Source organism: Pseudomonas sp. GNP012, assembly GCF_054343835.1.
Genome location: NZ_JBTGUU010000001.1, coordinates 2,254,642 through 2,278,976, shown reverse-complemented (window position 1 = coordinate 2,278,976; position 24,335 = coordinate 2,254,642). Strand labels below are relative to the sequence as shown.

Sequence of the window (24,335 nt, the reverse complement as noted above, 5' to 3'; positions counted from 1 at the left end):
GACTCAAGATGCAACTTGATGCCTATGACCGAAAAATCCTCAGCTTCCTTCAAGAGAACAATCGGATTTCCCAGCGCGAATTGGCAGAAGGCGTGAACCTGTCTCCCTCTGCGGTCAATAGAAGAATCGCAGCATTGGAATCTGCAGGTGTAATAAAATACAACGTCAGTATCGTGGACCCCGCTGCTGTAGGACGCCCCATTACCGTTATTGTCGAAGTCAAGCTCGAGAATGAGCGACTTGACTTGCTGGATGAGATAAAAAAGCGCTTCGTTAGTTGCCCGCAAGTGCAACAGGTTTATTACGTGACGGGCGACTTTGATTTTTTGTTGGTGTTGAACGTCAAGGATATGACTGAGTATGAGCAACTCACTCGTGAACTTTTCTTTTTTGGGAATATCAAGCAGTTCAAGACATTCGTGGCGATGCAGAACAACAAAAGAACTTTTGCGATACCCATGGATATTGAGTGAAATGCAGTTCCATGCAGGCCGGCAGCGCGGATTTGTCCCGCACCACCGGTTCACCGCCCCTCTGTAGGCGGACCTGCAGCTGATGTCCTGTCACCGACCTTCCACAGGCCAGGTGTCGGAGAGGCGATAGCCAGAGGGGAAGGGGTCTGTCGGATAGAGTGTGTGCTGATGGGTACCGGTAATCCAGGCTTGTCCGGAGATGATGAGACTAATGCCAGGCCGGCCGCCAACCTGCAATTCAGAGTCAATGCGACAGTCGAATTCGGTGCCAAGGATCGACTGACCGATAAAGCGGTCTCCTACCTTAATTTGGCCCTTGGCAAGCAAAACCGCCATTCGCGCGGAACAACCCGTACCGCAAGGGGAGCGATCGACCTTCCCGGGACGGATAGCTACAGCATTGGCTGCTGTCAGCACGCCATTTTTCATCTCGCCCGGGTTGGCGATCTGGCAGAAAGAGATGTGGTTCCATTCGGCATTTTCCGGATGTGCGAAGCCCAATTGCTCGTTGGTCGCCTGGGTGATTTTCATGCCGTAGTCGGCAATTTCCCGAGCCTCGTCGGGGGTGAGCGAGAAGCCAAAATACGCGATTTAACATAATATACATTATGCGCACTCATGGGTATTCCACACGGGGCGTCTCCCAGGTACATTTCAAACCCCAGCAACTTCCCTCGACCACATCCCCCCAGGAATGTCCCTCATGCATGAAGCAGCCCATCAGATCATCGATCTCTACGAACGTCACGCTCAAACATGGGATCGTGTTCGCTCGCGGGGTCTGGTCGAGCAATCCTGGCTGGATCGTTTTCGCCAGGCCATGCCGGTTGCGGCTGGTCATGTCCTCGACATCGGCTGTGGCTGTGCCGAACCCATGGCTGGTTACTTGATCGGCGCGGGACACGCTGTGTCTGGCATTGATTCGTCCATGGCGATGATCGCCTTGTGTCGGCAACGTTTTGCGCAGCACGATTGGCATGTGGCCGACATGCGCCAATTGGCGCTTGAACAGCGTTTCGCTGGCATTCTGGCGTGGGACAGTTTCTTTCACCTGACGCCTGAGGATCAGCGTCGAATGTTCCCGATTTTCCAGGCCCATGCCCAACCTGGTGCTGCGCTGATGTTTACCAGCGGAACGGCCCATGGCGTTGCGTTGGGCAGCTTCGAGGGTGAAACTCTTTATCATGCCAGCCTGGACCACGATGAATATGTTGCGCTGCTCGATGCCCATGGTTTTAGCGTCGTTGAGCAAACAACGGAAGATCCGGCCTGTGGTGGACATACGATCTGGTTGGGTGTTTTCGGTTAGATTTTTGGATAGAAACGTCCCTTTGCCCTGCTCGCTTATATAAGTAATTCATATAACTCGACTAAACAACCATTTAGTTGAGTTATGTTCAGGCTAAGTTCGATCGTATTCGACCAGCGCGACCACGCTCCTTCCAACCGCCCTCTCCCTCCATGGCGTAAAAATGGATTACTCCGATTGCGACTAATGCTTAGTGCTTATCGTGATTAACCTCAGTGGAAAGTTCCGGCCCAGCAGCAATACTCCACTCTGTTTCGAAAACCATTCGAGTATAGCGTGGGGCAATAAGTCATGAACTTGAGCGTCTGCGAAGCGAAAGTATCTCGACTTTCGTTAATCAAGCGATGCCTGCGCCAGCCGTTACTGCACTTTTTAGTTGCCGGTTTTGCACTCTTCGTCCTGTACGGAGGTTTGCACCGTTCAACGGTCAATCAAGATCCGCAACGCATCGAAATCACCCCTGAAGTTGTCCAGCGGCTCGCGATTTCCTGGCTGGCGCGATGGCAACGCCCCGCCTCGGAGCAACAGTTGCAGACCCTGATCGATGACTATGTGAAAGAGGAAATCCTCTATCGCGAAGCACTGAAACTTGGCCTGGATAAAGACGACACCATCATTCGCCGCCGACTGGCGCAAAAAATGGATTTCCTCGCCGAAGATGTCGCCTCACTTCGCGAACCGGCCCCGGGTGTACTGGAGGCCTGGTACAACCAGAATCAGGACCAATATGCCCCGCCACCCCTGGCGACCTTTCATCATGTGTTCTTCGCCCTGGACAAACGCGGCGCGGATACGCAGGCCCAGGCTCAGGCCGCGCTAAGGGGGCTGACTGACAGGAACAGCGGTGAAGGCGATGCGTTCATGTTTAACAGCGCTTACACGGAGCAATCACAGGATCAAGTGGCGCGGGTCTTCGGTTCAAAGTTCGCCCTTTCGTTGTTCCAGCAAACGCCGGGGAGTTGGGTGGGGCCTGTGGAGTCAGGTTTTGGCTGGCATCTGCTGTGGATCGATACGCTGGCCAAACCACCGGCACCGGCTTTCGAAACCGTGGCCCAGCAGGTCAAGTCCGATTGGTTGTCCGCGCAACGCAGCGAATCGAAACGGGCGAATTTCGATGCACTCAAAGCACGCTATGAAGTCGTGGTGATGATGCCTGCTGCCGCCGCTGACGTTGCCGCTATCCAAACGGAGCGGCCGTGATGAGGCGCAGGGTTTGGCTGCTGTTGCTGCTCGGGTGCATGGGGCTGAGCGCCATGGCCCATGAGTCGCGCCCCGCTTACCTGGAACTCAACGAAACGGCTACCGGGCGCTATGACGTACTGTGGCGCACGCCGGTGCTGTCAGGCATGCGCTTGCCGATTGCGCTGCGGTTTGCCGAAGGTGTGCGCACTGTCGTTGACCCGGTGGAAAGCCAACTGAACGATTCGCTGATCGAACGCCGGGGCATTGAAGCCGGTCCCGCCGGGCTGGTCGGGCAGCGCATCGAGTTTGTCGGCCTGCAAGCGAGCATCACCGATGTGCTGGTGCGTGTCTCGCGCCTGGACGGCAGCCTGACTACCACCCTCGTCCACCCCGCGCAACCCTGGATGGAAATCGCTGCCACGCCGGGAATGTTCTCGGTGGCCGGTGCGTTTTTGCTCCATGGCGTCCAGCACATCCTGGGGGGCTTCGATCACTTGCTGTTCGTCTTCGGTCTCCTGCTGCTGGTGGGTAATGGCTGGATGCTGGTGAAGACCATCACTGCGTTCACCCTCGCCCACTCCATCACCCTGGCGCTCGCAGCATTGGGGACGGTGCAGCTTCCCGGCCCGCCTGTGGAGGCGACGATTGCCCTGAGCATCCTGTTGCTGGCGGTGGAAATCGTCCGCAAGAACCGTGGCGACGTCAGCTTCACCATCCAATGGCCATGGGTGGTGGCGTTCTGTTTTGGCCTGTTGCACGGCTTTGGTTTTGCCGGTGCGCTGGCGCAAATCGGCTTGCCCCAGCGCGACCTGCCGCTGGCGCTGTTCACTTTCAATGTCGGCGTCGAAATCGGCCAGTTGATGTTCGTCGCCGCCGTGCTGTGCCTGCGAGCGCTGTTGCTGCGATGTCGACTGCCACGGTCCGCGCGCCTGTATGCCCGACCACTCGCAGCCTACGGGTTGGGAACACTGGCGGCCTTCTGGTTTTTCGAACGAGTCTCGAGTTTCTGGACCTGAACTTCACCCTGTCACTGCCGTATTCCGGAGACGTGGAATATGAAAACCCCTACACACTTCACCGCGCCGTCACTGCTCGGTTGCGCCGTGCTCACTGTCAGCTCATTGGCATTGGCAGAGGGCAATCCGGACCGCGAGGTTTACTTTGGCCAGACGCACTCGCACAGCTCCTGGTCGATCGATGCCTACCTGATCGGCAACCACCAGGTCGATCCCGAGCAGGCCTACCAATACTCGCTTGGCATGCCGGTCAAGCATCCGATGGGGTTTGAAGTGCAGCTCAAAGGCCGTCCGCTGGATTTCCATGGCGTAACCGATCATTCGGAGTACGTGGGCGTGATCGCCCTGGCCAACGATCCGAAGTCAGACTTCAGCAAACTGCCCATCGCGCAAAAACTGATTGCCAAGACTCCGGAGGATTTCAACCGGGTGTTCAAGTGGATCGCCGGCAGCTTGAACAATCCCATCAAGGAGCTGATTGATCCGAAGGTGGCCGGCAACATCTGGCAGCAGAACATCGCCATCGCCGACAAGTACTACAAGCCCGGCAAGTTCACCACCTTCGTCGCCTATGAATGGACCTCGGCACCGAACAATCAGAACATGCACCGCAACGTGTTTTTCCGTGACTCGAAGAAGGTGCCGGACCTGCCCTTCACAGCACTCGACTCGAGCAAACCCGAGGACTTGTGGAGCTGGATGGACGATCAACGGAAAAAGGGCAACGAAATACTGGCGATCTCCCACAATGCCAACCTCAGCAACGGCCTGATGTTTCCGGTGGACGTCGATGACCGCGGCCGGCCCATCGATGCGGCGTGGGCCGAAACGCGGATGCGCAATGAATCGCTCACGGAGATTCACCAGGTCAAGGGCACTTCCGAAACCCACCCCGAGCTGTCGCCGACCGACGAATTTGCCAATTATGAAATCATGAGTTTCCTGATTGGCATCGACAACAGCACCTCGAAACTCAACGGCAGCTACATCAGGCAAGCCTGGCAAAACGGCATGGCCTTGCAGGAAACCCGCGGCTACAACCCTTACAAAATGGGCGTGGTCGGCGCCAGCGACTCGCACAACGGGGTGATTCCCTATTCGCAGAGCAACAACTTCGGCTCCCACGGTTTTACCGACAGCACCCCGGCGGCGCGACTTTCCGGCAAACAGAACTCGGGCATGATGGCCCTGCAAACCAGCACCTCTGGCCTGGCCGGCGTCTGGGCGGAAGAAAACACCCGTGAATCGATCTTCGATGCCATGAAGCGTAAAGAGGTCTACGGCACCAGCGGCGTGCGCATCCCCGTGCGCATGTTTGGTGGCTGGGGCTTCGACAACAGCCTGTGGAACGAAAAAGACTGGGTGCATGCCGCCTACGCCAAGGGCGTTCCCATGGGCGGCGACTTGCCGGCAAAACCGGGCAAACAGGCACCGTCCTTCGTGGTATGGGCGGTCAAGGATGCCGACGATGGCAACCTCGACCGAATCCAGATCATCAAGGGCTGGACCAAAAACGGCCAGACCTTCGAGAAGATCTACGACGTCGCCTGGGCCGGTGATCGCCAACCGGATCCGGTCACCGGCAAAGTCCCTGCGGTGGGCTCAACCGTCGATGTTTCCAAGGCGACCTACACCAATACCATCGGTGCCACGGAGCTGAAAAAAGTCTGGGTCGATCCGGACTTCGATCCGGCCCAGCACGCGTTCTACTACGCCCGCGCGCTACAGATCCCGACCCCGCGCTGGAGCACCTATGACGCGGCCAAGCTGCAAGTACCGCCACCGGCCGACGTCTCGCCCACCGTCCAGGAGCGCGCGTGGACCTCACCGATCTGGTACACGCCGACAGCCGAGGACAGCAAGACTGTCGCTGGCGGCAAAACCATTGACCAACTGAAAACCGAAGGCGCCAAAGCGCTGACCAACGAGCAGTTGCAAACCTTCGTGGTGGGCAAAACCATCAAGGTGCGCAATACCGTCACTGGCCAGACATTCGAAATCGTCTATGGCACCGACGGCCAACGCCTGGTCGCCAGCGTCGATGGCAAGGCGCCCGCCGAGGGGGAATACCTGAACATGCTGCATGGCGGGCAGTTCGGCGTACCGGCCAAGTATGAAATCAAGGACGGGCACCTGCTGACAACACTCGGCGGCACGCCCTTCGAGGCCACGGTGTTCGAGCAGAACGGCAAGTACGTGGCGGCTCGCAGCAACGAATTCGGTTATGTGAATTATGAGGTTGAAGCGGTCAAGTAGCGCGCAGGCCAGCACCGATGTTCTGCATCCATCGCTGCTGGCCCTGGCCGGGCTCTCTCCTGATCAGTGACAAGCACACGCAGGACTGCCCTGCGCCTCGACAATTACTGCATCGGCAGCGGCGGAACGTAGGTCTTGAAGGTGGCGATATGCTTGTCCGCCGCGCGTTTCAGAACCGGCAGGTGCGGCTGTTTTAGCGCGGCCATGGCGTGCTCTTCCTTGGTATCGACCAACAAGTTGAACAACTTGCCGCCGTACAGCAGAGGTACCGCCGTGCCTTGGAATGGACTCATGCGCGGCCAGGTATCGTCCTGCTGATAATGCTGTTCCTTGACCATCAACTTGAACTCGGCGATCCGTACGCCCATGAAGGCATTGTTGGCCCAGTAGTAGATGGCGCGACGGCGCGAAGCACCGTTGTCAGCCAGCAGGAACGAGGACTGGTCGATACTGTCGATGTAGCGGTCGGTCGGGAGCTTGTCATTGGCACCCGCCAAGGCAAGGGACGTGGCGTAAATGTCGGTAAGGTCGAACAGGCCGGCAGAAACACGCCCCGGCTTGATGGTGTCTTTCCAGTAAGCAATGCCCGGCACCCTCACACCCCCTTCATAGCTGCTGCCTTTGGCACCGCGAAACGGTGTAACGCCGGTATCAGGGAACGCCTCGGCAAACGGACCGTTGTCACTGGCCACAAAGATCAGGGTGTTTTCCAGTTGCCCGGCACGCTCAAGCGCTGCCTGCACCTGACCGATCCGGTAGTCCAGTTCGACCATCACATCCTTGTAGGGATACTTGGCCAGTGACTTGCCCACGAAATCCGGGTGAGGGTAATTGTCGTTGTGCGCACCGCGGGTGGCGAAGTACAGGAAGAATGGCTTCTTGCTGTCCTTGGTGCGTTCAATGAAATTCACCGCATGCTCAGTCAGCTTCTCGTCAACCAGGCGGATGGAGTCATTGTCGATCGGGAAAACCGGCTTGGCCTCCTCTCCGGCATCACCCTCGACGATTGCCATTTCTTCACCCTGTGCAGCCCAGGCCTTGCGCGCCGGATCAGCGATCAGATCGGGATTACGCCACGGCTCACGCCATGCGGTGTAGTCGTCGGATGAGGTAAGAATGCCGTAGTAGTGGTCGAAACCGACGTTCTGCGGTTGTGCTTCCTTGAACTCCCCCAGATGCCATTTTCCAACCGCTTGGGTGATGTACCCCGCTTCCCTGAGTTTCTGTGCCAGTGTCGCCTTGGCATCAATCCCCCGTCCGCTTGCCCCCTCCCCCGGCAGCATCGGCCGCAGCATGCCGGTACGCATCGGAAGCTGCCCGGTCATGATCGATGCCCGGGTCGATGTGCAGGACGGTTGCGAGTAGGTGTCCATCAACTGCAGGCCTTCGTGGGCGAGTTGGTCAAGATTGGGCGTTGCCGCGCCAACAGCGACACCACCGCCGTAGACGCCGAGGTCACCCCAGCCGACATCGTCCATCAATACCACGACGATATTGGGCGCATGACCGAAACGTGTCCTGAGCGCGGCCAGGCGCTCCATCGTCAGTTGCTCCTGGTCAGCCCGTACGATTGCCGGCTCAAGGTTCGGTTTCGCGGCGACCGTCCGGGCCAGGAACGTATCATCGGTGTCCGCAGCAGGCACAGCCTCTTGCGCAGCGCTGGCAGGCAGCGCAATGGCGGCGAAAAAAACGGCTTGGGCGATACCCAGTGCCGCTGTGATTGAAGGTTTTTTCAGACGATTTTTCTTGTTCTTGTCAAGCATGGCGTGGAGCCTCGTAGATGAGCGCTGGTTTCATTGAGTCGATTTCCTCGACCTGTTGTGGCGGACGCCAGACGAACAGGGAAAAGACGATTTTTTCCGGGGTGATGTCGATCACGGTGAAACCGTTTTTTTCTGGATGGATTACATTTTTATCGTTCTCACTCATGGAGAAAATTCCTGTCATTCATTGCGCCAACCGTCACCGGGTTTTGCGATCAAACCCCAGCAGCGAAATCAAGGCCGGTAACAGCAACAACGCACCGACCATGTTCCAGAGAAACAACAGCACCAGCAGCAGCCCCATGTCGGCCTGGAATTTCAGCGCCGAGAAGGCCCAGGTGGCCACGCCCAGCGCCAGCGTCACACCGGTGAATGCCACCGACGTGCCCGTGGTTTTCAAGGCTTCGAAGAAGGCGGCTTCGAGCTTCAACCCTTGCTTGAGGAAGCTTTCCATGCGGCTGTACAGGTAGATGCCGTAGTCCACGCCAATGCCCACGCCCAAGGCGATCACGGGCAAGGTGGCGATCTTCACGCCCAGGCCCATTCGCGCCATCACCGCCTCGCACAACACCGTCGAGAGGTACAGCGGCGCCATCAGCGCGAAGGTCACTTTGAGCGAGCGAAACTCCCAGAGCACCACCAGGGAAATGATCACGAACACCAGCACCAGCATCAGCGGTTCGGAGAACTTGATGACGATATTGGTGGCGGCTTCGATGCCGGCATTGCCGGCCGCCTGGAGGATTTTGAAGTCGCCGGTATCATGGCTTCGGGTGAAGGCTTCGATGGCGTTGACCACACGGGTCAGGGTTTCGGCCTTGTGGTCGGCCAGATACAGGCTGATCGGCGCGACGCTGCAATCAGGATCGACCAGCTCCGAGGACACACCGGAGCGCGCGTTGTTCATCACGTATTGGTCGCGGGAGAACTCGGCCCATTTCGGGTTGCCCTCATTGCGCGCGACGATGTTGAATCGCATGGTCCGGTACAGCGATTGAACCGACTCCACGCCTTCGACTTCGCGCAGTGCCTGCTCCAACTGATTGGCGAGATCGGCGGCGGCAAACCGCGAACATTGCTCCGGAGGTGTCTGGAACATCACCACGAATACGTCGGTACTGGTGGTGTAGTGATCCAGCAGGTAGGCATTGTCCAGGTTGTAGCGCGCCTGAGGTCGGAACTCCGGGGCGCCCTTGTCCAGATCGCCGATCTTCAGATCTTCACGAGCATGATAGCCGTAGCCCAGCAAGGCCACACCAGCCAGGACCAGCGGCACGGCATAGCGTGGCCGCACCACTTTGACCAGGCGGCTGAAGATCGGCCAGGTCGAATCGGTCCTTAGTTTTTGCCTGGCCAGGCCACCCGGGCTGACGCCGACATAGGACATCAACACCGGCAGCAGGAACATCTTGGTGAACAACGCCACAAACACACCGATGCTCGCGGTGATCGCCAACTGCTTGATCACACCGATATCGATGACCAGCAGCGTGATGAAACCGATGGCATCGGCGATCAGCGCCGTGGAGCCGGGAATGAACAATGCCCTGAAGGTACGTTGTGAGGCTTGCAGCGATGTGGCACCCGCGCTCATTTCGCTCATCATCAGATTGATGTTCTGCACCGCGTGGCTGATGCCAATGGCAAAAATCAGGAATGGCACCAGAATCGAGTACGGATCCAGGCCAAAGCCCAGCAGACCGAGCAACCCCAATTGCCAGACCACCGTCAGCAAGCAGGTCAGCACGGTCACCAGGGTGCTGCGCCAGCAACGGCAGTACCAGAGCAGCATCGCCGTGATCAAACCGACGGTGATGGCGAAACACAGCGCAATGTCCGCCGACGCGGCCAGCAGATCACCGATGATCTGCGCAAAGCCGATCACCCGCACATTCACACCCTGAGCGGCAAAATGGTCGCGCACCTCGGTTTCAAGCGCTTTGCTGAACGCGCCATAATCCAGCGGCTCCCCCGTCTGAGGATTACGTTCGAGCAATGGCACGCGAATGATCGCCGAGCGGAAATCGGTGGCCACGAAACTGCCGACCATATTGGCCCGCTGGATGTTCTGCCGAACCTGTGCAAGGGCCTCGGGGCTGCCGTCGTACGTGTCGGGAATAACCCTGCCCGACCGCAAGCCCTCGGTGGTGACTTCGGCCCACAATGCATTGGGTGTCCACAACGACTTGAGGTTGCCGCGATCGACACCCGGAATGTAGAAAATGCGATCGGTCGCTTCTTGCAGCGTTTGCAGGAAACCCTTGGTCAGGATCTCTCCCGAAGGGTTTTCCACCACGACACGCAACACGTTGCTTTGCGCACGCAGCACTTCCTCAAACTTCAGGTAGTTGGCAACAAACGAATGCCCGGTGGGGATCATCCGACTAAAGCTGGCATCTGGACGCACCGTCAGTGCGAAATAACCCAGTACCAGCGAAACCAGCAGGAAAAAAACCAGCACCGCCGGACGGTTGTGAAACAACGCACGCTCACTGGCGGCCACCAGGCGGTGCAACCCGCTTTTGGTTTCTTGAACAGGGGGACGACCACCCTGAATCTGGATGGTCATTTGCGTTGTTCCTTCAGTTCAGCCAGTGAAATGGTTTGCAGGCCGCCATTGCCGATCAGCAACAGGCGTTTATCCGCGACCTCGATGGCCCCCAGCCATGCGTTTTTCTTGCCCGGAGCCTGCCAGAGTTCGAAGTGGCGGCCATCGCGACTGTGCAACAACGCACCGCCCTGTCCGGTGAGCAGCAAGCTGCCATCGGCCAATGGGCCGCCGCCGTAAAGGCTGGCCCGGGTCGGCACTTGCAAGACGTGCCAACTTTGCCCTTGGTCGTCACTGCCCAGCAGCGTGCCACCGAAACCGAGTGCGAGCAGTCGTCCGTCTTTCACGGCGAGCAGTTTGTACAGCGAAGCGTTGGACACTGGTGGGAGCAGTTGCCAATGTTCACCACCATCGCTGGAGCGGTGCAGGTGCCCGCCTTCGCCGGCCACCAACAGGCTGCCGTCGCTCAAGCCAAGTACCGCGTTCAGGTGCAGGCGATCGGGGTTATCCAGACCCGCGGCGTACTGCCAGGTCTGACCTGCGTCACGGGTGTGCAGGATGATCCCGTAGGCTCCCACCACCCAGCCTTCATGGGCATCTTTGAACCACACGCCCAGCAAAGGCCGTGAAGGGCCATTAGTGTTGCCGGCAATGATGTCGTCAACGGCGAAGTTGGCGTTTTCCAGGGCACGGCTCAATCCGGCGTCATCGGGTGCTGCGTTGCTGGCGCTCTCAAGTCGCGAGACCTCAGACTCGGCCCGGGCCAGCATCAACTGATAAATGGCAACGCCATCGAGTTGCTTGCTCCAGGTCAGCCCACCATCGTTGCTGTGCAGAACCACCCCATCGTGGCCCACGACCCAGCCATTGCGTGCGTCGACAAAATGCACGGCCGTCAGCAGCAGGTCGACCGGCACTTGCGCCTGGGTCACGCTACCGTCGGCGGCGCGCAGCAAGATGCGCCCGCTCTCGCCGACCATCAGCACCTGCGGACCGAGGGCCTGGATGCCGGTAAACAACGAGCCGACCGCCAGCGGAGAAACCCGCGAAGGGCGTTCCAGACGATCGACCAGGGCTGCCGAGTCTTGCGCCAGCGCCTGGCCGACGCTCGATCCGAGACACAGCACGAGCGTAGCCTTAATGAAAATCTTCATCGCCGGGTTTCCCTGCAAAATTAAAAAGGGGGGTGTTTGACGAATGCCGCCCACCCCAAGGCGCAACGTCAGTCTTTAATGACCGCTGCGGCGCAGGGATGCGGGGCTGAAATCACTCAATTTGAAGGCAACGCCAAACTGACCCGGCTTCTCTTCGTTGGACAGGCCGTAAGCCACGTAGCGGCGTGCCTGCAGGTCGTAGGAAACCTCGCTCAACTGCATGGCCGATAGAATGTCGTAGCGCTGCAGACCATGGGCTTCCTGCAGGCGCCACAGCTCGCCACGTCCGTCATAGATATCGCTGGACACGATGCCCCAGCTGTCCTCGTCGATGTAGAACACGCGCTTGGCGTAGATATGGCGTTGACCGGGTTTGAGCGTGGCTTCGACTACCCATACACGGTGCGGCTCGTAACGCACCAGATCCTGATTCAGGTGATTGGCCTGGAGAATCTGTTTGTACTTGAGCGAACGGTCGGCCAGCTTGTAGGTGTTGTACGGCACCAGCATTTCCTTCTTCCCGACCAGCTTCCAGTCGTACCTGTCCGGCGCGCCGTTATACATATCCACCGAGTCATTGGTGCGCAGCCCGTCAGAGGTCACTGCCGGTGAGTCATAGGCCACTTCCGGCGCACGCAACACTCGACGTTGACCCGGGTTGTACAGCCAGGCCAGGCGCTGTTCCCTGGTCTGGTCCAGCGGCTCGTGGATCAGCGTCTGGCCGCCGGCCACGCTTTCCGGCGAAGTGATGTTTTGCAGGAAGTAGTACAAGCGGTTGGGCTCGGGGTTGCCCATGGCCGATGCCATCGCCAGGGTGCGGATACGACGCACCGGCGTGAAGGATCCATTGGACTGCACGACCATTTCCGCCGGGTAGTCGATGAAGCCGCCGGTGCGGTAGCGCACCAGATGGTTCCACATTGCTTCCAGGCCGGATTTCGGAATCGGGAATGGCACGCTGGTTTTCTGGTAGTTGAGCAAGCCGTTACCGCCGCCGGCCAGTTCGACTGTGCCCGCCTCCTGGCGAATCAGATCGAACTCACCCTGTGGCAGCGCCGCGGTACGGTGGCTTGGATAGACTTGCAACTTGTACTCCGGATACTTCTGCAGCATGGCCTTGTGACCCGCCGTCAGCTTGTCGGCGTACTGCGCCATGTTCGCGGCAGTGATGGTGTACAGCGGTTGCTCGCTGGCGAACGGATCCACGTAACCCTTCTCGGCACTGTAACCGGTCGGTGGCTGGGTAATCCCGCCCGTCCACGCCGGGATGCTGCCATCGGCATTGGCGGCTTTTTGCGCCCCGGTGGGCGTCAGGTCCTGGCCCAGCCTTGCCACTTCAGCGGTGTCGAGCTTGGCCAGGGCGCTGCCGCTGGCAAGGCTGAGGAGGCCACCGAGGATGGCGGTCGAAAGCAGATTCTTATTCATGAAAGCACCCTTGGGTCAGAAGCCTGCACGCAGGCTCAAAGCAATGAAGTCACGGTCGGTCTGGGCAAAAGGCGTATTGCCGCTGCCGGACCAGGAGAGATCGGCGGAGTAGTTCTGCAGGTAGTCGGCCTTGACCCCGACCGAACCCAACAGGCGGCCTTCGACCAGGTTGCCGTCATAGGACCAGCCCTGGACGTCCTGACCGAATGCCACGTACGGCGACACGTTGATCCCGGCAAACAGTCCCTGATAGTTGAGCTGTGCACGCAAGCGGTAGCCCCAGGCAAAGTCCGTGGTAAAGCCGTCTTTGGTACAGGCGTATTTCCTGTACTGCGGCGCCACACCACCGGCGCAACCGGCAGCACTGCCGCTGGCCAGGTCACTGCCATACACATCGCTCTTGTTGTAGCGACGCTCGTCCTGGCTCGGCAGGTCGTGCACGTACTTCATCGCCGCCTCACCGGTCAGGCCCAGGCTGTCGGCGCCCAGTACCTGAGAGATGGTCTTGATGAACCCGAGTGACAACTGCGAGACCGCGAGTCGGTCGTACCCGTCATAAACCGAACCGGGGGCGGCATTGATCGCGTCCAGGCCCAGGGTGAGGTTCTGGCCGATCGCGTTGGCGGTGGCCACAGGGTTGCCGCCAAAGGCTGGCACCAGGTCACCGGTAGCCAATTGCACCGGTTGGTTCGGCCGGTAGCTGTATTCGCCGAACACCGAGGCGCCCATCACGTTGGAGGAAAAGCTGAGGCCATAGATGTGGATGTCTTCGGCGAAATCGGCGAAGTAACGGGCGTTGTTCGCATCATTGCCAGGAGCGAGGCGTGGATCTCGCCAGCCGGCGCCTGCCGTGGTGTACGTGTCGGTGATGATGCTGACATTGGGCGTGCGCGAATGGATGTTCATTGCATAAGCGCCGAACTCCGTGCCGATGCTGTCGGCGAAATAGCGCAGCGCCAGGCCGTACTGGCCACTGTCTTTCGGATCGTTGTCATCGGCCCGGCGAATGTACGAATTGGCCGCATAGGCGACAGGGTCCGATGCCGTGCCTCGTCCGACACCGAAACAACCGGCTTGCTTGCCAGTGACGTAGTCGTTGCCGGAGAAGTAAGTGCCGCATCCTTCAAGAACACTCTGGCGCCACTGCAACTGGTAGAACGCCTCCATGCTCAAGGCGTCGGTCAGTCCCAGGTTCATGTACGCCAGCGGTACCGGCAACAAGGCTTCCTTGAGCTGAGAGCCGGGGCGACGCAACGCCGCGACATCCACCGGGTTGACGGCGTTCAGGCCATTCTGGAAGAACAGACCTTCACCCCAGTTGACGACCTGATTACCCAGCCGTGCATTCAACGGGTGATCGGCGATATCGAAGTCACCGAACACATAAGCGTCGAGCAGTGCCACGCCCTGGGACTTGGCAAGATCGTCGAAGTGACTGTCATCGAGTTTGCTGTCGGGTTTGTAACCGTTACTGGAGTTACCAAAGTCCAGCTCCCGGTTGCTCAAGGTGTAGTCGTACCAGGCCTTGGCCCGCAGGAATACACCGTAGTTCTGATACTTGAGCTCGATTTCACCCAGCAGAGTCGTGGGCGAGGACACCAGGTTTCGCTTGCGGAAATTCAGGCGGCCGTCATCACCATTTCTCCCATTATTGGGATTGAACTCGCCAGCCTTGCCGTAACCGATGCTGTTGGCGTTGGGTTGATAGATAAAATTGCTCTCGGGTTTTTCCGCACTCCAGATGCCACCGATGCTGAGACTGCCGTTGGCCCGACCCGTGATCTGGCCCAGCTCAAATTCACCGGCATGACTGTGCAGAGAAATGGCGCATGCCAGGGGACTGAGGACCATGGCCGCTTTGCCAAACCAGTTGCGCAAGGAAACGCCGCCCAATGATGATGTCATTCAACATGCCCCTACTTATTATTATTGAGCTACACGGCTTGTACTACGGACCTGAAGAGGGACCGAGCCAGCCGATTGGGGGCGAGTCTAGGCTTTCAAAGTGATTCGAAATAGTTTAAAAAAATCATCATTCGATGCATTTAAGGAATCACAAGGTGCTGACGTTAAAGCAACTCAAACATCTGCAAGCCGTGCAACGGCATGGCAGCGTTCACCGTGCGGCGGATGTCCTGCACATCACCCAATCTGCCCTGACGCGCAGCCTCGCAACGCTGGAAGAAGGCCTGGGCGTGCGCCTGTTCGACCGCAGCACAAGCGGCATGCAACCGACCGAGTTCTGCCTGAGGATTCAAGAACGGTGCGAGCAATTGCTGCTGGAAGCAGAGGAAATCGACCGTGAGGCGCGGCTGTATCGCAAGCTCGAATCAGGGCAACTGACACTGGGGCTGGGACGGGCCTGTCGGGACCTGGTACTGCGTGCCGCGCTGCCGGAATTCGTGCGAAACCATCCGCAGATCAAGGTCCAGGTGAACGAGGGCGTTCCGGATGAATTGGCGTACGGATTGAAGAGTCGTCAGTTTGATCTGATCATCGCAGGCTCCGGCAGCTTTGCCGAAATCGAAGGGCTCACCTGCCAGCCATTGCGAACTTTCAATGTACCGGTGTTTGTCCGACCCGATCATCCGCTGGCACACCGGCAGGGCCTGACCCTGGCTGAATTGACACAGTTTTCGATGGTTGCAACCACTGACCTCTCATCAGCCCACCCCTTCAGGAAAAAGCTGGCAAAGATGGCGCAGATGCAAGTGCATGTATTGTGCAATGACTATCAGGCACTCAGCGAAATACTCCTGAGCACCGATGCCTGGACCGCCGCCCCGGAGCAACAGTTTGCCGCTGAGCTGGCCTCGGGCAGCCTGGCCACGCTGTCGATCGAACAATGGAACCTCACTACGGAACTGAGTGCCATCGAACTGACAGGACGCTCGCGCTCGCCTGCCGCGCAACGGTTCGTCGAGCTGTGTCAGGCGAATCTGCCCTGAACATCGATCCGGTTGGCCAACAAGGATATCAAGCTGGCGGCGCCTGTGACTGGACCGGTCGCGGTACCTCCCAGCATGAAATCAAGGACGGGCATCTAGTGACAACACTCGGCGGCACGCCCTTCGAGGCCACGGTGTTCGAGCAGAACGGCAAGTACGTGGCGGCTCGCAGCAACGAATTCGGTTATGTGAATTATGAGGTTGAAGCGGTCAAGTAGCGCGCAGGCCAGCACCGATGTTCTGCATCCATCGGTGCCGGCAGATTGACGCGAAAGGATAGGCATTACCGCAGGCCCAAAAAGCCAGCCGATGACTCTTTACATCTCAACCTGTGTGCCCAATTCTATTACCCGATTCAATGGCAACTTGAAGTACTTCAGATTGCTATTGGCATTTTTCAGCAAAAATGCGAACAGGCTTTCTCGCCAACGGGCCATCCCGATGCGCTTGGTCGGGATCACCGTTTCCCGGCTGAGGAAATAGGTCGTGCGCATCGGACTGAAGTCCAGTTCGGTCAAGTGACAGAGACTCAACGCCAAGGGCACATCGGGCTCCTCGATAAAACCAAAGTGCAGACTGACCCGGAAGAACCCTTCACCATAGGCCTCAACCTCGAACCGCCGATCAGCACTCACTCGAGGGCTGTCTTCAGACACTACTGTCAGCAATACCACTTGCTCATGCAAAACCTGGTTATGCAGCAGGTTGTGCAGCAGCGCATGAGGAACAGCATCGGTCCTGGCCGTCAGGAACACCGCCGTGCCTTGTACACGATGGGGCGGTTGCGTACGGATGCTGCTGATGAACAGCGGTAGAGGCAGCGCCGATTCATCCAGCCGCTCGACGATAATCTTTCTGCCGCGCTTCCAGGTCGTCATCAAAATGAACAGACCAATGCCGGCGATCACCGGGAACGCACCGCCCTGGAAAATCTTCGGCGCATTGGCTGCGAAATACAGACTGTCTACGAGCAAGAAGCCGAGCAGCATGGGAATGGCCAGCCAGCGCGGGGTTTTCCATAGGAGCAGGACGACTGCCGAAGACAGGATCGTTGTGATCAGCATGGTCCCGGTCACCGCGACGCCATAGGCTGCGGCCAATGCGCTGGACGACTCGAAACCGATGACCAGCAGAACAACACCGACCATCAGTGCCCAGTTAACCGTGCCGATGTAAATCTGCCCCTGCTCCTGACTGGAGGTGTGCTGGATAAACATGCGCGGGATATAACCCAACTGAATGGCCTGGCGAGTCAGGGAGAAAGCACCGGAAATCACGGCTTGTGAAGCGATGATGGTGGCCAGTGTGGAGAGCGCGACCATCGGCAGCAGTGCCCAATCAGGCGCCAGCAAATAGAACGGGTTACGCACAGCCTCCGGGTTTCCCAGGATCAACGCGCCCTGGCCAAAGTAATTGAGCGCCAAACCGGGCAGTACGAGCATGAACCATGCACGAGAAATCGGCTTTCGACCAAAGTGCCCCATGTCGGCATACAGTGCTTCAGCACCGGTCAATGCCAACACGACAGCCCCCAGAATCGCCACACCGATGCCCGGATGAACCACGAAAAACTGCACTGCCCAGACAGGGTTGAGAGCTTGCAACACTTCCGGGCGCTGCAAAATCCCGTAGATGCCAAGCGCGCCCAACACCACAAACCACAGCACCATGACCGGACCAAACAGGATGCCGATTCGAGCCGTGCCATGTTTTTGTATCAAGAACAGCGCCACCAGCACGATCACTGACAAGGGCACAACCCAGTGCTCGATCCCGTCAAACGCCAGCTGTAGTCCTTCAACCGCAGAGAGCACCGAAATAGCCGGGGTAATCATGCTGTCCCCGTAAAAAAGTGCCGCGCCAAACAGACCGAGCAGTACCAGTACCTTGCTCATGTGCGGATAAGGTGCTGCCGCGCGGCGGGCTAACGCCGTCAACGCCATGATGCCGCCTTCGCCCTGATTGTCGGCTCGCAGGATGAACAACACGTACTTGATCGAGACCACCCAGATCAGCGACCAGAAGATCAACGACAGAATGCCAAGCACCCCGTCGTGATTGACCTGAACCCCGTAGTGGCCGGAAAAGACTTCCTTCAGCGTGTAGAGGGGACTGGTGCCGATGTCCCCGTAAACCACACCAACGGCGGCGACGAGCAAGCCCGCTCCTGACGTTCTGGATTGGGAATCTGTTTGCGCGCTGATTACATTTTCACTCAAGGGTCGCTTCTCTCAAATTGCGGGGGAGGAAGTTCTCGCCATCCTTGGGCAATACGGGGCCAGCGTCATTGGAAATGCAGGCGGACGCATGGATGGACTAAAAATTCGCGGCCAGTATCGTTGGGGGCAAAACCGCCTACCGTAAAGAAAGCGTAAAAATTTATACGGCAGCCTCCAAACGTTTTGATAAGCCTCACCCGTCCAGGCCTTCTCGAACCATGTCGAGAAAGGTCGTCAAGATACGCCGCGAGCTCTGTGCGCGCAGGCACACCAAGGTCTCGGTGAAGTGCCGCTGACAGTCAACGATCGGCAAGCCGCGAACCCGTGAATCCGAGCCCAGTTCGGCGGCCGAGACGACCCCGACGCCCATGCCGATCGCCACCGCCTCGCGCGCGGCTTCACGCCCCTCCACTTCGATGGCCTTGCGGATGTGCAAACCCGCCGCAGCCATCTCCTCTTCCAGCGATAAGCGCGTGACCGAGCCCTGTTCGCGCAAGACCATGGGCGTGTCGTGCAGGTCGGCCAGGCAGATGGAATCTCGTTGTGCCCAGGGATGGTCCTGGGCGACGAAAGCGAGCATGGGATCGCTGCGCAGATGCAGCGACATCAAGCGGTCGTCTTCGATGTTGCGCCCCAGCAAAGCGATGTCGGCCTGGTGGCTGAACAACCGCTGCAGGACCTCATCGGTATTGGCGGTTTCAATCTTCACATCGATACCGGGGTAACGGCTGCAGAAGCGTGAGACATAAGGCAGGACGTGCACCGGTGCATCCACGGCAAGGTTCAGGGTTCCGGTCGACAGGGTGCGGTAGTCCGTCAGCATGTCGTGGGCATCGACACTGATATCGAACAGGCGCTGGGTCAGGCCGAACAGCCGCTCGCCCACCTCTGTCAGGCGTACCAGGCGCTTGTCGCGGTAGAACACCATCACCCCGTAATAATCCTCGAGCTTGCGCACCTGGTCGGATACCGCAGGTTGCGACAGGCACAGTTGCTCGGCCGCCCGGGTGAAGCTGCCATTCATGGCGACGGCGTGAAACGCCTTGAGTTGGGTATGGGAAATCGTCATCGGCACACCTTGCTATAGGTTCAACTTATTCGTTCATACGATAAATCGATTTTATTTATAAACAATGAACTGCAAGCATGATTCTCACAAGTGCCGCCCTCGTATCCCTCCAGGAATGCCCTATGGAAATTGAACGTTTCGCTGTGACAAAACGCCGTTCGGACATGGTCCGGTACTACAACCATCTCTATATCGGTGGCCAGGTTGCCACGGACCTGCAGGGTGATATCCAGGCGCAGACCCGCGAGGTGTTGGCCTCTATCGAGCAGCTTTTGCTCAGTGCCGGCAGCTGCCGCGAGCGGGTGCTTTCGGTGCGCATCCTGCTCGCCCATCGCGAAGACTATGAAGGGCTGAACCGGGTCTGGGACGAGTTTTTCCCTGAAGGCCATGCCCCCACACGCGCTTGCACCCTGGCGCAGCTGATCGACCCCGGTTGGCGCGTGGAAATGATCGTGGTCGCCGCGTGCGGCTGATTGCGTCCAAAACCCTGCCTCGAACCGATCCAACGGAGATGACCCCATGCGCCCCTACTGGCTGGACCAGGCCCTGAAAAATCAACCCGCTGCGCCCTGCCCTGCGCTGCAACAGAACACCCGCGCCGACGTCTGCATCGTCGGCGGTGGCTACACCGGTCTGTGGACCGCCATCATGCTCAAGGAACAGAATCCCGAGCTGGACGTTGTCATCGTCGAAGCCGACATCTGCGGTGCCGGTGCCAGCGGGCGCAATGGCGGCTGCGCGCTGTCATGGTCGGCCAAGTACTTCACCCTCGAGCGCCTGTTCGGCGTCAAGGAGGCGATACGCCTGGTCAAGGAATCGGAGCAGAGCATCTACGCCATTGGCACCTTTTGCGAAAAGTACGCGGTGGATGCCGATTACCGTCTCGACGGCACGCTCTACACGGCGACCAACCGCGCCCAGGTTGGCTCGACCGACGGGGTGATCGCGGCACTGGAGCGCCATGGCATCAACTCTTTCGCCAAATGTGCGCTACCTGACGTGCAACGCATGGCCGGCTCGACCCGGCACATCGAGGGCTGGTTCTCGCCGGCGGCTGCCAGTGTGCAGCCGGGCAAGCTGGTGCGTGGGCTGCGCCGGGTGGCACTGGAACTGGGCGTACGGATTTTCGAGGGCACGCCGATGACCGGTCTGGAAGAAGGCATGCCCGCCAGCGTCAATACGCCAAACGGCAAAGTGACCTGCGACCGGGTCGTGCTGGCGATGAACGCCTGGATGGCCCGTGCCTTTCCACAGTTCTCGCGTTCGGTGGCCATTGTCTCCAGCGACATGATCATCACCGAGCCGCGACCGGACTTGCTGGAGCGGATCGGCCTGACCAGCGGGGTCACCGTGCTCGACTCGCGGATTTTCGTGCACTACTACCACAACACCCCGGACGGCCGGATCATGCTCGGCAAAGGGGGGAACACCTTTGCCTACGGCGGTCGCATCCTGCCAGTGTTCGACCAGCCATCGCCCTACGCAGGGCTGTTGCGCAACACGCTGACGGAGTTCTTTCCGGATTTTGCCGATGTCGGTATCGCCGCCACCTGGAACGGCCCCTCCGATCGTTCGGTCACCGGCCTGCCTTTCTTCGGCCGCCTGGGCGCGAGCGGCAACGTCTTCTATGGCTTCGGCTATTCCGGCAGCGGCGTGGGTCCGTGCCATATGGGTGGGCAGATCCTGTCGTCACTGGTGCTCGGGGTGGACAACCCCTGGACGCGCTCGCCGCTGGTGCAAGGTCCGCTTGGCCATTTCCCGCCGGAGCCGGTCCGCTACCTGGGTTCATTGATGGTGCGTAACGCCATTCGCCGCAAGGAGCATGCTGAAGACCACAACCGACCTCCCCGTCGACTTGACGTGCGCCTGGCGAAATTCGCGGCGGCCGCCGGCAAGGCGGACAAGGGATAGTCGCCTCGCCCTCCAAGGGAAATTTCAATCCGACCAACAGAAAACCCCGCCCGGTCATTCACCGCGCGGGGTTTATCCGCTTGCTGTCAATTCATGCGGGCAGCGAACGGCGTGTGCTCCGACCAAGTGCATTTGCACTTATAAGCTCAGCTTGTTTGTGACATGTGATAAATCGATTTCAGTTATTTCTTGCCAAATGTTTTTATCAATCCATGCATCACTCCTCACAAAAACAACACCGCCGGAGAAGATCATGACCAAAGCCGAATTCCCGACTACCCAGCCACTGGCAACCCCAGCCCTGGGTGAACCCTACCTGCTGACCCCAGGCCCGCTGACCACCTCCAAAGCGACCAAGGAAGCCATGCTGCGCGACTGGGGATCATGGGACGGTGCCTTCAATCAGGTCACCGCTGAAGTTCGCCAGAAACTGCTGGGCATGGCCGGCGTAGAGGATGACAGCTTCGCCTGCGTGCCACTGCAAGGCAGCGGCAGCTACTCGGTCGAGGCCGCCCTGGCCACCGCCATCCCGCGTGACGGCAAAGCCCTGGTGCTGATGAACGGCGCCTACGGTCAGCGCGCCACCAAGACCCTGGAGTACCTCGGTCGCGCGTTCATTACCCTGGACAAGGGCGATTACCTGCCGCCCCAGCCCGAAGAAGTGGACGCCCTGCTCAAGGCCAACCCTGACATCACCAACGTCTTCGTCGTCCATTGCGAAACCAGCTCCGGGATCCTCAACCCGCTGCGTGAAATCGCCGATGTGGTGAAGGCCCACGGCAAGAGCCTGATCATCGATGCCATGAGCTCCTTCGGTGCCGTGCCGCTGACGGTGAATGAAATAGCCTTCGACGTGGTGGTGTCCTCCGCCAACAAGTGTATCGAGGGTATCCCGGGCTTCGGTTTCGTGATCATCCGTCGTTCCGTGCTGGAAGCCGCCAAAGGCCGCGCTAACTCGCTGTCCCTCGATCTCTTCGAGCAATGGGCCTACATGGAACGCACCGGCCAATGGCGCTTCACACCGCCGACCCACAGTGTGGTGGCGTTCCACAAGGCACTGGAACAGCACAGCGACGAAGGTGGCGTGCACGGCCGGTTGGCGCGCTACACCCGCAACCGCGACGTGCTGGTTGCCGGCATGCGTGAACTGGGTTTCAAGACGCTGCTGGAAGACCGTTGGCTGTCGCCGATCATCACCACGTTCTTCAGCCCTGAACATCCCAACTTCGATTTCACGCGCTTCTACGAAGAACTCAAGGCCCGCCAGTTCATCATCTACCCCGGCAAGTTGACCGTTGCCGAGAGTTTCCGCATCGGCTGCATCGGCCAGATCGACGAATACATCGTCCACCAGTTGCTCCGCGCAATCGCGGACAGCCTGGTCGCCATGGACGTGGACATGCTCAAGCCCGCGGCCTGATCGACCCTTTTCAAGGTCTCTGCCGATTCGAGCGAAGGTGCAATGGGTAGCACCTTTGGGCAGGGATCTTTTTTTAAACCATGGATTCGATGACGTACCGCTCGGCAGCGCCGGGCAGGAGTCAGCGATCGCGTAATTCATGAATCAAAGCCTGATGCCATTGGCACGTTCATCAATCGATGTCGTGCGAATGGACAGACTTGTGCACCGAAAACAAAAACAAAAACCGACCAATTTGCGCTGTCTGGCACCACATACGGGATCAGTACACCATGAACAACACGACAAGCCCTCTCGCAACCGGCTGGAAATCCCTCCAGCGTTGGCGCGTGCAGATTTTCCTGATCACCTGGGTGGCGTATGCCGCCTTCTACTTCACCCGCAAAGCTTTCTCTGTCGCCAAGCTGGGTATTGGCGAAGACCCGAACTTCGTACTTGAAAAGTCCATGATGGCCAATCTCGACGCCCTCTACCTGATCGCCTATGCCGTGGGTCAGTTCCTCTGGGGCAATTTCGCTGACCGCTTCGGGCCGAGGGTCGTGGTACTTAGCGGCCTGGTCATCTCGGCCCTGGCGGCGCTGCTCATGGGCACCTATGCCACCTTGCCGATTTTCGTCTCCTGCATGTTGGTACAGGGGCTTGCGCAGTCCACCGGTTGGTCAGGCCTGTGCAAGAACGTCGGCAGTTTCTTCAGCACTGGCGAACGTGGCCGTGTACTGGGTTACTGGTGCACCTGCTACGCCTTCGGCGGTCTGGTAGCCACGCCGTTTGCCGGCTGGTGGGCTTATCAGGCCTATCACGACTGGCGTATCGCGTTCATCAGCAGTGCCGTTGTCGTGCTGGTGGTGGCGGTGTTGTTCTATTTCCTGCAGCGCAACCGTCCGGAAGACGTGGGCCTGCCTGCTGTCGAAATCGAGATCGAACCCGTCAGCGGCGTCGTGGTTCCCCGCGAAAGCATGTGGGCCGGCTTACGGACCGTGATGAAAAATCGCACCGTCCTGATTCTCGGCCTGGCCTATTTCATGCTCAAGCCCGCGCGCTACGCCATCCTGCTGTGGGGCCCGGTGATCATCTACGAACGCATGCCCGAGATCGGCAAGGTTGCCTCTGCCATCGTCCCAACCTCGTTTGAACTGGCAGGTCTGGTAGGCCCCATCCTCATCGGTATCGCATCAGACAAATACTTCGGCGCTCGCCGCATACCGGCCTGCGTGCTCAGCCTGGTGGTCCTCACTGTCTGCCTGGGACTGTTCGTTCCCGCCATGCAAAGCGGCAGTCTGTACATGGTGGTCGGCCTGCTGTTCATGATGGGCCTGACGCTTTACGGGCCGGACTCGATGATCAGCGGTTCGGCGGCCATCGACTTCGGCAGCAAGGACGGGGCTGCCTCCGCCGCAGGCTTCGTCAACGGCTGTGGTTCGGTCGGTGCGGTCCTTGGCGGCCTGCTGCCGGGTTACTTCGACACCATCACCGTGTTCCTGGTGTTCACCGGCGCCGCACTCCTGGCCAGCCTGATGTTGGTGCCTTTCTGGAACAGCCGGCCGAAAACACTGGAAAACCCGTTGTTGGTATCGACCCCGGTGCAACCGGTCATTGTCGGCACCACGCCCTGAATTCGTACTACCCACTCACCTTTCCCTGG

General features: G+C 59.0%; 19 protein-coding genes and 1 pseudogene. 11 read left to right on the top strand and 9 right to left on the bottom strand.

The window, feature by feature from the left end; genetic code table 11:
• Positions 1-8 precede the first annotated feature (8 nt).
• Complete coding sequence (locus ACXX83_RS10170) at positions 9-473, top strand: Lrp/AsnC family transcriptional regulator (RefSeq protein WP_007979515.1); 465 nt, start codon at positions 9-11, stop codon at positions 471-473.
• Between the two features lie 90 nt (positions 474-563).
• Here the strand turns inward: ACXX83_RS10170 and ACXX83_RS10165 are convergent.
• Positions 564-1,052: pseudogene (locus ACXX83_RS10165) on the bottom strand (proline racemase family protein); the annotation flags it as partial.
• Between the two features lie 124 nt (positions 1,053-1,176).
• On the opposite strand from ACXX83_RS10165, the gene ACXX83_RS10160 reads away from it, so the two are divergent.
• From ACXX83_RS10160 to ACXX83_RS10145, 4 genes are all read left to right on the top strand, one after another.
• On the top strand, positions 1,177-1,782 hold the full coding sequence (locus ACXX83_RS10160) for a class I SAM-dependent DNA methyltransferase (protein WP_458548343.1): 606 nt from the start codon (positions 1,177-1,179) through the stop codon (positions 1,780-1,782).
• Between the two features lie 291 nt (positions 1,783-2,073).
• Positions 2,074-2,982 carry a peptidylprolyl isomerase gene (locus tag ACXX83_RS10155; RefSeq protein WP_458548342.1) on the top strand — a complete coding sequence of 303 codons (909 nt, stop codon included), beginning with the start codon at positions 2,074-2,076 and terminating at the stop codon, positions 2,980-2,982.
• Entirely contained in the window at positions 2,982-3,980 is a 999-nt protein-coding gene (locus tag ACXX83_RS10150; protein WP_458548340.1) for a HupE/UreJ family protein, read from the top strand. The genes ACXX83_RS10155 and ACXX83_RS10150 overlap by 1 nt, the downstream gene beginning before the upstream one ends.
• A 39-nt stretch (positions 3,981-4,019) precedes the next feature.
• Positions 4,020-6,236, top strand: coding sequence for a DUF3604 domain-containing protein (locus ACXX83_RS10145; protein WP_458548339.1), 2,217 nt, complete (start codon positions 4,020-4,022; stop codon positions 6,234-6,236).
• Between the two features lie 104 nt (positions 6,237-6,340).
• Here ACXX83_RS10145 and ACXX83_RS10140 read toward each other — a convergent pair whose 3' ends face one another.
• The 6 genes from ACXX83_RS10140 to ACXX83_RS10115 form a co-directional block, all read right to left on the bottom strand.
• Positions 6,341-7,999: a sulfatase-like hydrolase/transferase gene (locus tag ACXX83_RS10140; protein WP_458548338.1), complete on the bottom strand. Its 1,659-nt coding sequence runs from the start codon at positions 7,997-7,999 to the stop codon at positions 6,341-6,343.
• Positions 7,992-8,165 carry a hypothetical protein gene (locus ACXX83_RS10135; protein WP_458548337.1) on the bottom strand — a complete coding sequence of 58 codons (174 nt, stop codon included), beginning with the start codon at positions 8,163-8,165 and terminating at the stop codon, positions 7,992-7,994. Before ACXX83_RS10135 ends, ACXX83_RS10140 begins: the two co-directional genes overlap by 8 nt.
• Positions 8,166-8,198: 33 nt before the next feature.
• Positions 8,199-10,568, bottom strand: a complete 2,370-nt coding sequence (locus ACXX83_RS10130) for an efflux RND transporter permease subunit (protein ID WP_458548336.1) — start codon at positions 10,566-10,568, stop codon at positions 8,199-8,201.
• On the bottom strand, positions 10,565-11,701 hold the full coding sequence (locus tag ACXX83_RS10125) for a WD40/YVTN/BNR-like repeat-containing protein (protein WP_458548335.1): 1,137 nt from the start codon (positions 11,699-11,701) through the stop codon (positions 10,565-10,567). Before ACXX83_RS10125 ends, ACXX83_RS10130 begins: the two co-directional genes overlap by 4 nt.
• A gap of 75 nt (positions 11,702-11,776) precedes the next feature.
• Positions 11,777-13,126, bottom strand: coding sequence for a DUF1329 domain-containing protein (locus ACXX83_RS10120; protein WP_458548334.1), 1,350 nt, complete (start codon positions 13,124-13,126; stop codon positions 11,777-11,779).
• A gap of 15 nt (positions 13,127-13,141) precedes the next feature.
• Positions 13,142-15,031, bottom strand: coding sequence for a DUF1302 domain-containing protein (locus ACXX83_RS10115; protein WP_458548333.1), 1,890 nt, complete (start codon positions 15,029-15,031; stop codon positions 13,142-13,144).
• A 155-nt stretch (positions 15,032-15,186) separates the two neighbouring features.
• On the opposite strand from ACXX83_RS10115, the gene ACXX83_RS10110 reads away from it, so the two are divergent.
• Both ACXX83_RS10110 and ACXX83_RS10105 read left to right on the top strand, forming a co-directional pair.
• Positions 15,187-16,074, top strand: a complete 888-nt coding sequence (locus ACXX83_RS10110; RefSeq protein WP_458548331.1) for a LysR family transcriptional regulator — start codon at positions 15,187-15,189, stop codon at positions 16,072-16,074.
• On the top strand, positions 16,053-16,292 hold the full coding sequence (locus ACXX83_RS10105; protein ID WP_458550235.1) for a hypothetical protein: 240 nt from the start codon (positions 16,053-16,055) through the stop codon (positions 16,290-16,292). Before ACXX83_RS10110 ends, ACXX83_RS10105 begins: the two co-directional genes overlap by 22 nt.
• A 99-nt stretch (positions 16,293-16,391) precedes the next feature.
• On the opposite strand, the gene ACXX83_RS10100 is transcribed toward ACXX83_RS10105, so the two are convergent.
• Positions 16,392-18,293 carry a potassium transporter Kup gene (locus ACXX83_RS10100; RefSeq protein WP_458548329.1) on the bottom strand — a complete coding sequence of 634 codons (1,902 nt, stop codon included), beginning with the start codon at positions 18,291-18,293 and terminating at the stop codon, positions 16,392-16,394.
• Between the two features lie 193 nt (positions 18,294-18,486).
• A complete protein-coding gene (locus ACXX83_RS10095; protein WP_015095084.1) occupies positions 18,487-19,362 on the bottom strand; it encodes a LysR substrate-binding domain-containing protein in 876 nt (291 codons plus the stop codon).
• 122 nt (positions 19,363-19,484) lie between these two features.
• Here ACXX83_RS10095 and ACXX83_RS10090 point away from each other — a divergent pair, with 122 nt between their 5' ends.
• The 4 genes from ACXX83_RS10090 (at position 19,485) to ACXX83_RS10075 (ending at position 24,306) form a co-directional block, all read left to right on the top strand.
• Entirely contained in the window at positions 19,485-19,835 is a 351-nt protein-coding gene (locus ACXX83_RS10090; protein ID WP_217835107.1) for a RidA family protein, read from the top strand.
• Between the two features lie 46 nt (positions 19,836-19,881).
• Positions 19,882-21,273, top strand: a complete 1,392-nt coding sequence (locus ACXX83_RS10085) for an FAD-dependent oxidoreductase (RefSeq protein WP_458548328.1) — start codon at positions 19,882-19,884, stop codon at positions 21,271-21,273.
• A gap of 253 nt (positions 21,274-21,526) precedes the next feature.
• On the top strand, positions 21,527-22,693 hold the full coding sequence (locus ACXX83_RS10080) for a 2-aminoethylphosphonate--pyruvate transaminase (RefSeq protein ID WP_458548326.1): 1,167 nt from the start codon (positions 21,527-21,529) through the stop codon (positions 22,691-22,693).
• Between the two features lie 272 nt (positions 22,694-22,965).
• Entirely contained in the window at positions 22,966-24,306 is a 1,341-nt protein-coding gene (locus ACXX83_RS10075; protein WP_015095081.1) for an MFS transporter, read from the top strand.
• Positions 24,307-24,335 lie beyond the last annotated feature (29 nt).

Bases quoted from the DNA above. Each gene is read 5' to 3' on its own strand.
- ACXX83_RS10130 (WP_458548336.1), bottom strand. From the start codon at position 10,568: ATGACCATCCAGATTCAGGGTGGTCGTCCCCCTGTTCAAGAAACCAAA.
- ACXX83_RS10125 (WP_458548335.1), bottom strand. From the start codon at position 11,701: ATGAAGATTTTCATTAAGGCTACGCTCGTGCTGTGTCTCGGATCGAGC.
- ACXX83_RS10145 (WP_458548339.1), top strand. From the start codon at position 4,020: ATGAAAACCCCTACACACTTCACCGCGCCGTCACTGCTCGGTTGCGCC.
- ACXX83_RS10095 (WP_015095084.1), bottom strand. From the start codon at position 19,362: ATGACGATTTCCCATACCCAACTCAAGGCGTTTCACGCCGTCGCCATG.
- ACXX83_RS10155 (WP_458548342.1), top strand. From the start codon at position 2,074: ATGAACTTGAGCGTCTGCGAAGCGAAAGTATCTCGACTTTCGTTAATC.
- ACXX83_RS10090 (WP_217835107.1), top strand. From the start codon at position 19,485: ATGGAAATTGAACGTTTCGCTGTGACAAAACGCCGTTCGGACATGGTC.
- ACXX83_RS10120 (WP_458548334.1), bottom strand. From the start codon at position 13,126: ATGAATAAGAATCTGCTTTCGACCGCCATCCTCGGTGGCCTCCTCAGC.
- ACXX83_RS10080 (WP_458548326.1), top strand. From the start codon at position 21,527: ATGACCAAAGCCGAATTCCCGACTACCCAGCCACTGGCAACCCCAGCC.
- ACXX83_RS10085 (WP_458548328.1), top strand. From the start codon at position 19,882: ATGCGCCCCTACTGGCTGGACCAGGCCCTGAAAAATCAACCCGCTGCG.
- ACXX83_RS10075 (WP_015095081.1), top strand. From the start codon at position 22,966: ATGAACAACACGACAAGCCCTCTCGCAACCGGCTGGAAATCCCTCCAG.
- ACXX83_RS10150 (WP_458548340.1), top strand. From the start codon at position 2,982: ATGAGGCGCAGGGTTTGGCTGCTGTTGCTGCTCGGGTGCATGGGGCTG.
- ACXX83_RS10115 (WP_458548333.1), bottom strand. From the start codon at position 15,031: ATGACATCATCATTGGGCGGCGTTTCCTTGCGCAACTGGTTTGGCAAA.
- ACXX83_RS10160 (WP_458548343.1), top strand. From the start codon at position 1,177: ATGCATGAAGCAGCCCATCAGATCATCGATCTCTACGAACGTCACGCT.
- ACXX83_RS10170 (WP_007979515.1), top strand. From the start codon at position 9: ATGCAACTTGATGCCTATGACCGAAAAATCCTCAGCTTCCTTCAAGAG.
- ACXX83_RS10140 (WP_458548338.1), bottom strand. From the start codon at position 7,999: ATGCTTGACAAGAACAAGAAAAATCGTCTGAAAAAACCTTCAATCACA.
- ACXX83_RS10135 (WP_458548337.1), bottom strand. From the start codon at position 8,165: ATGAGTGAGAACGATAAAAATGTAATCCATCCAGAAAAAAACGGTTTC.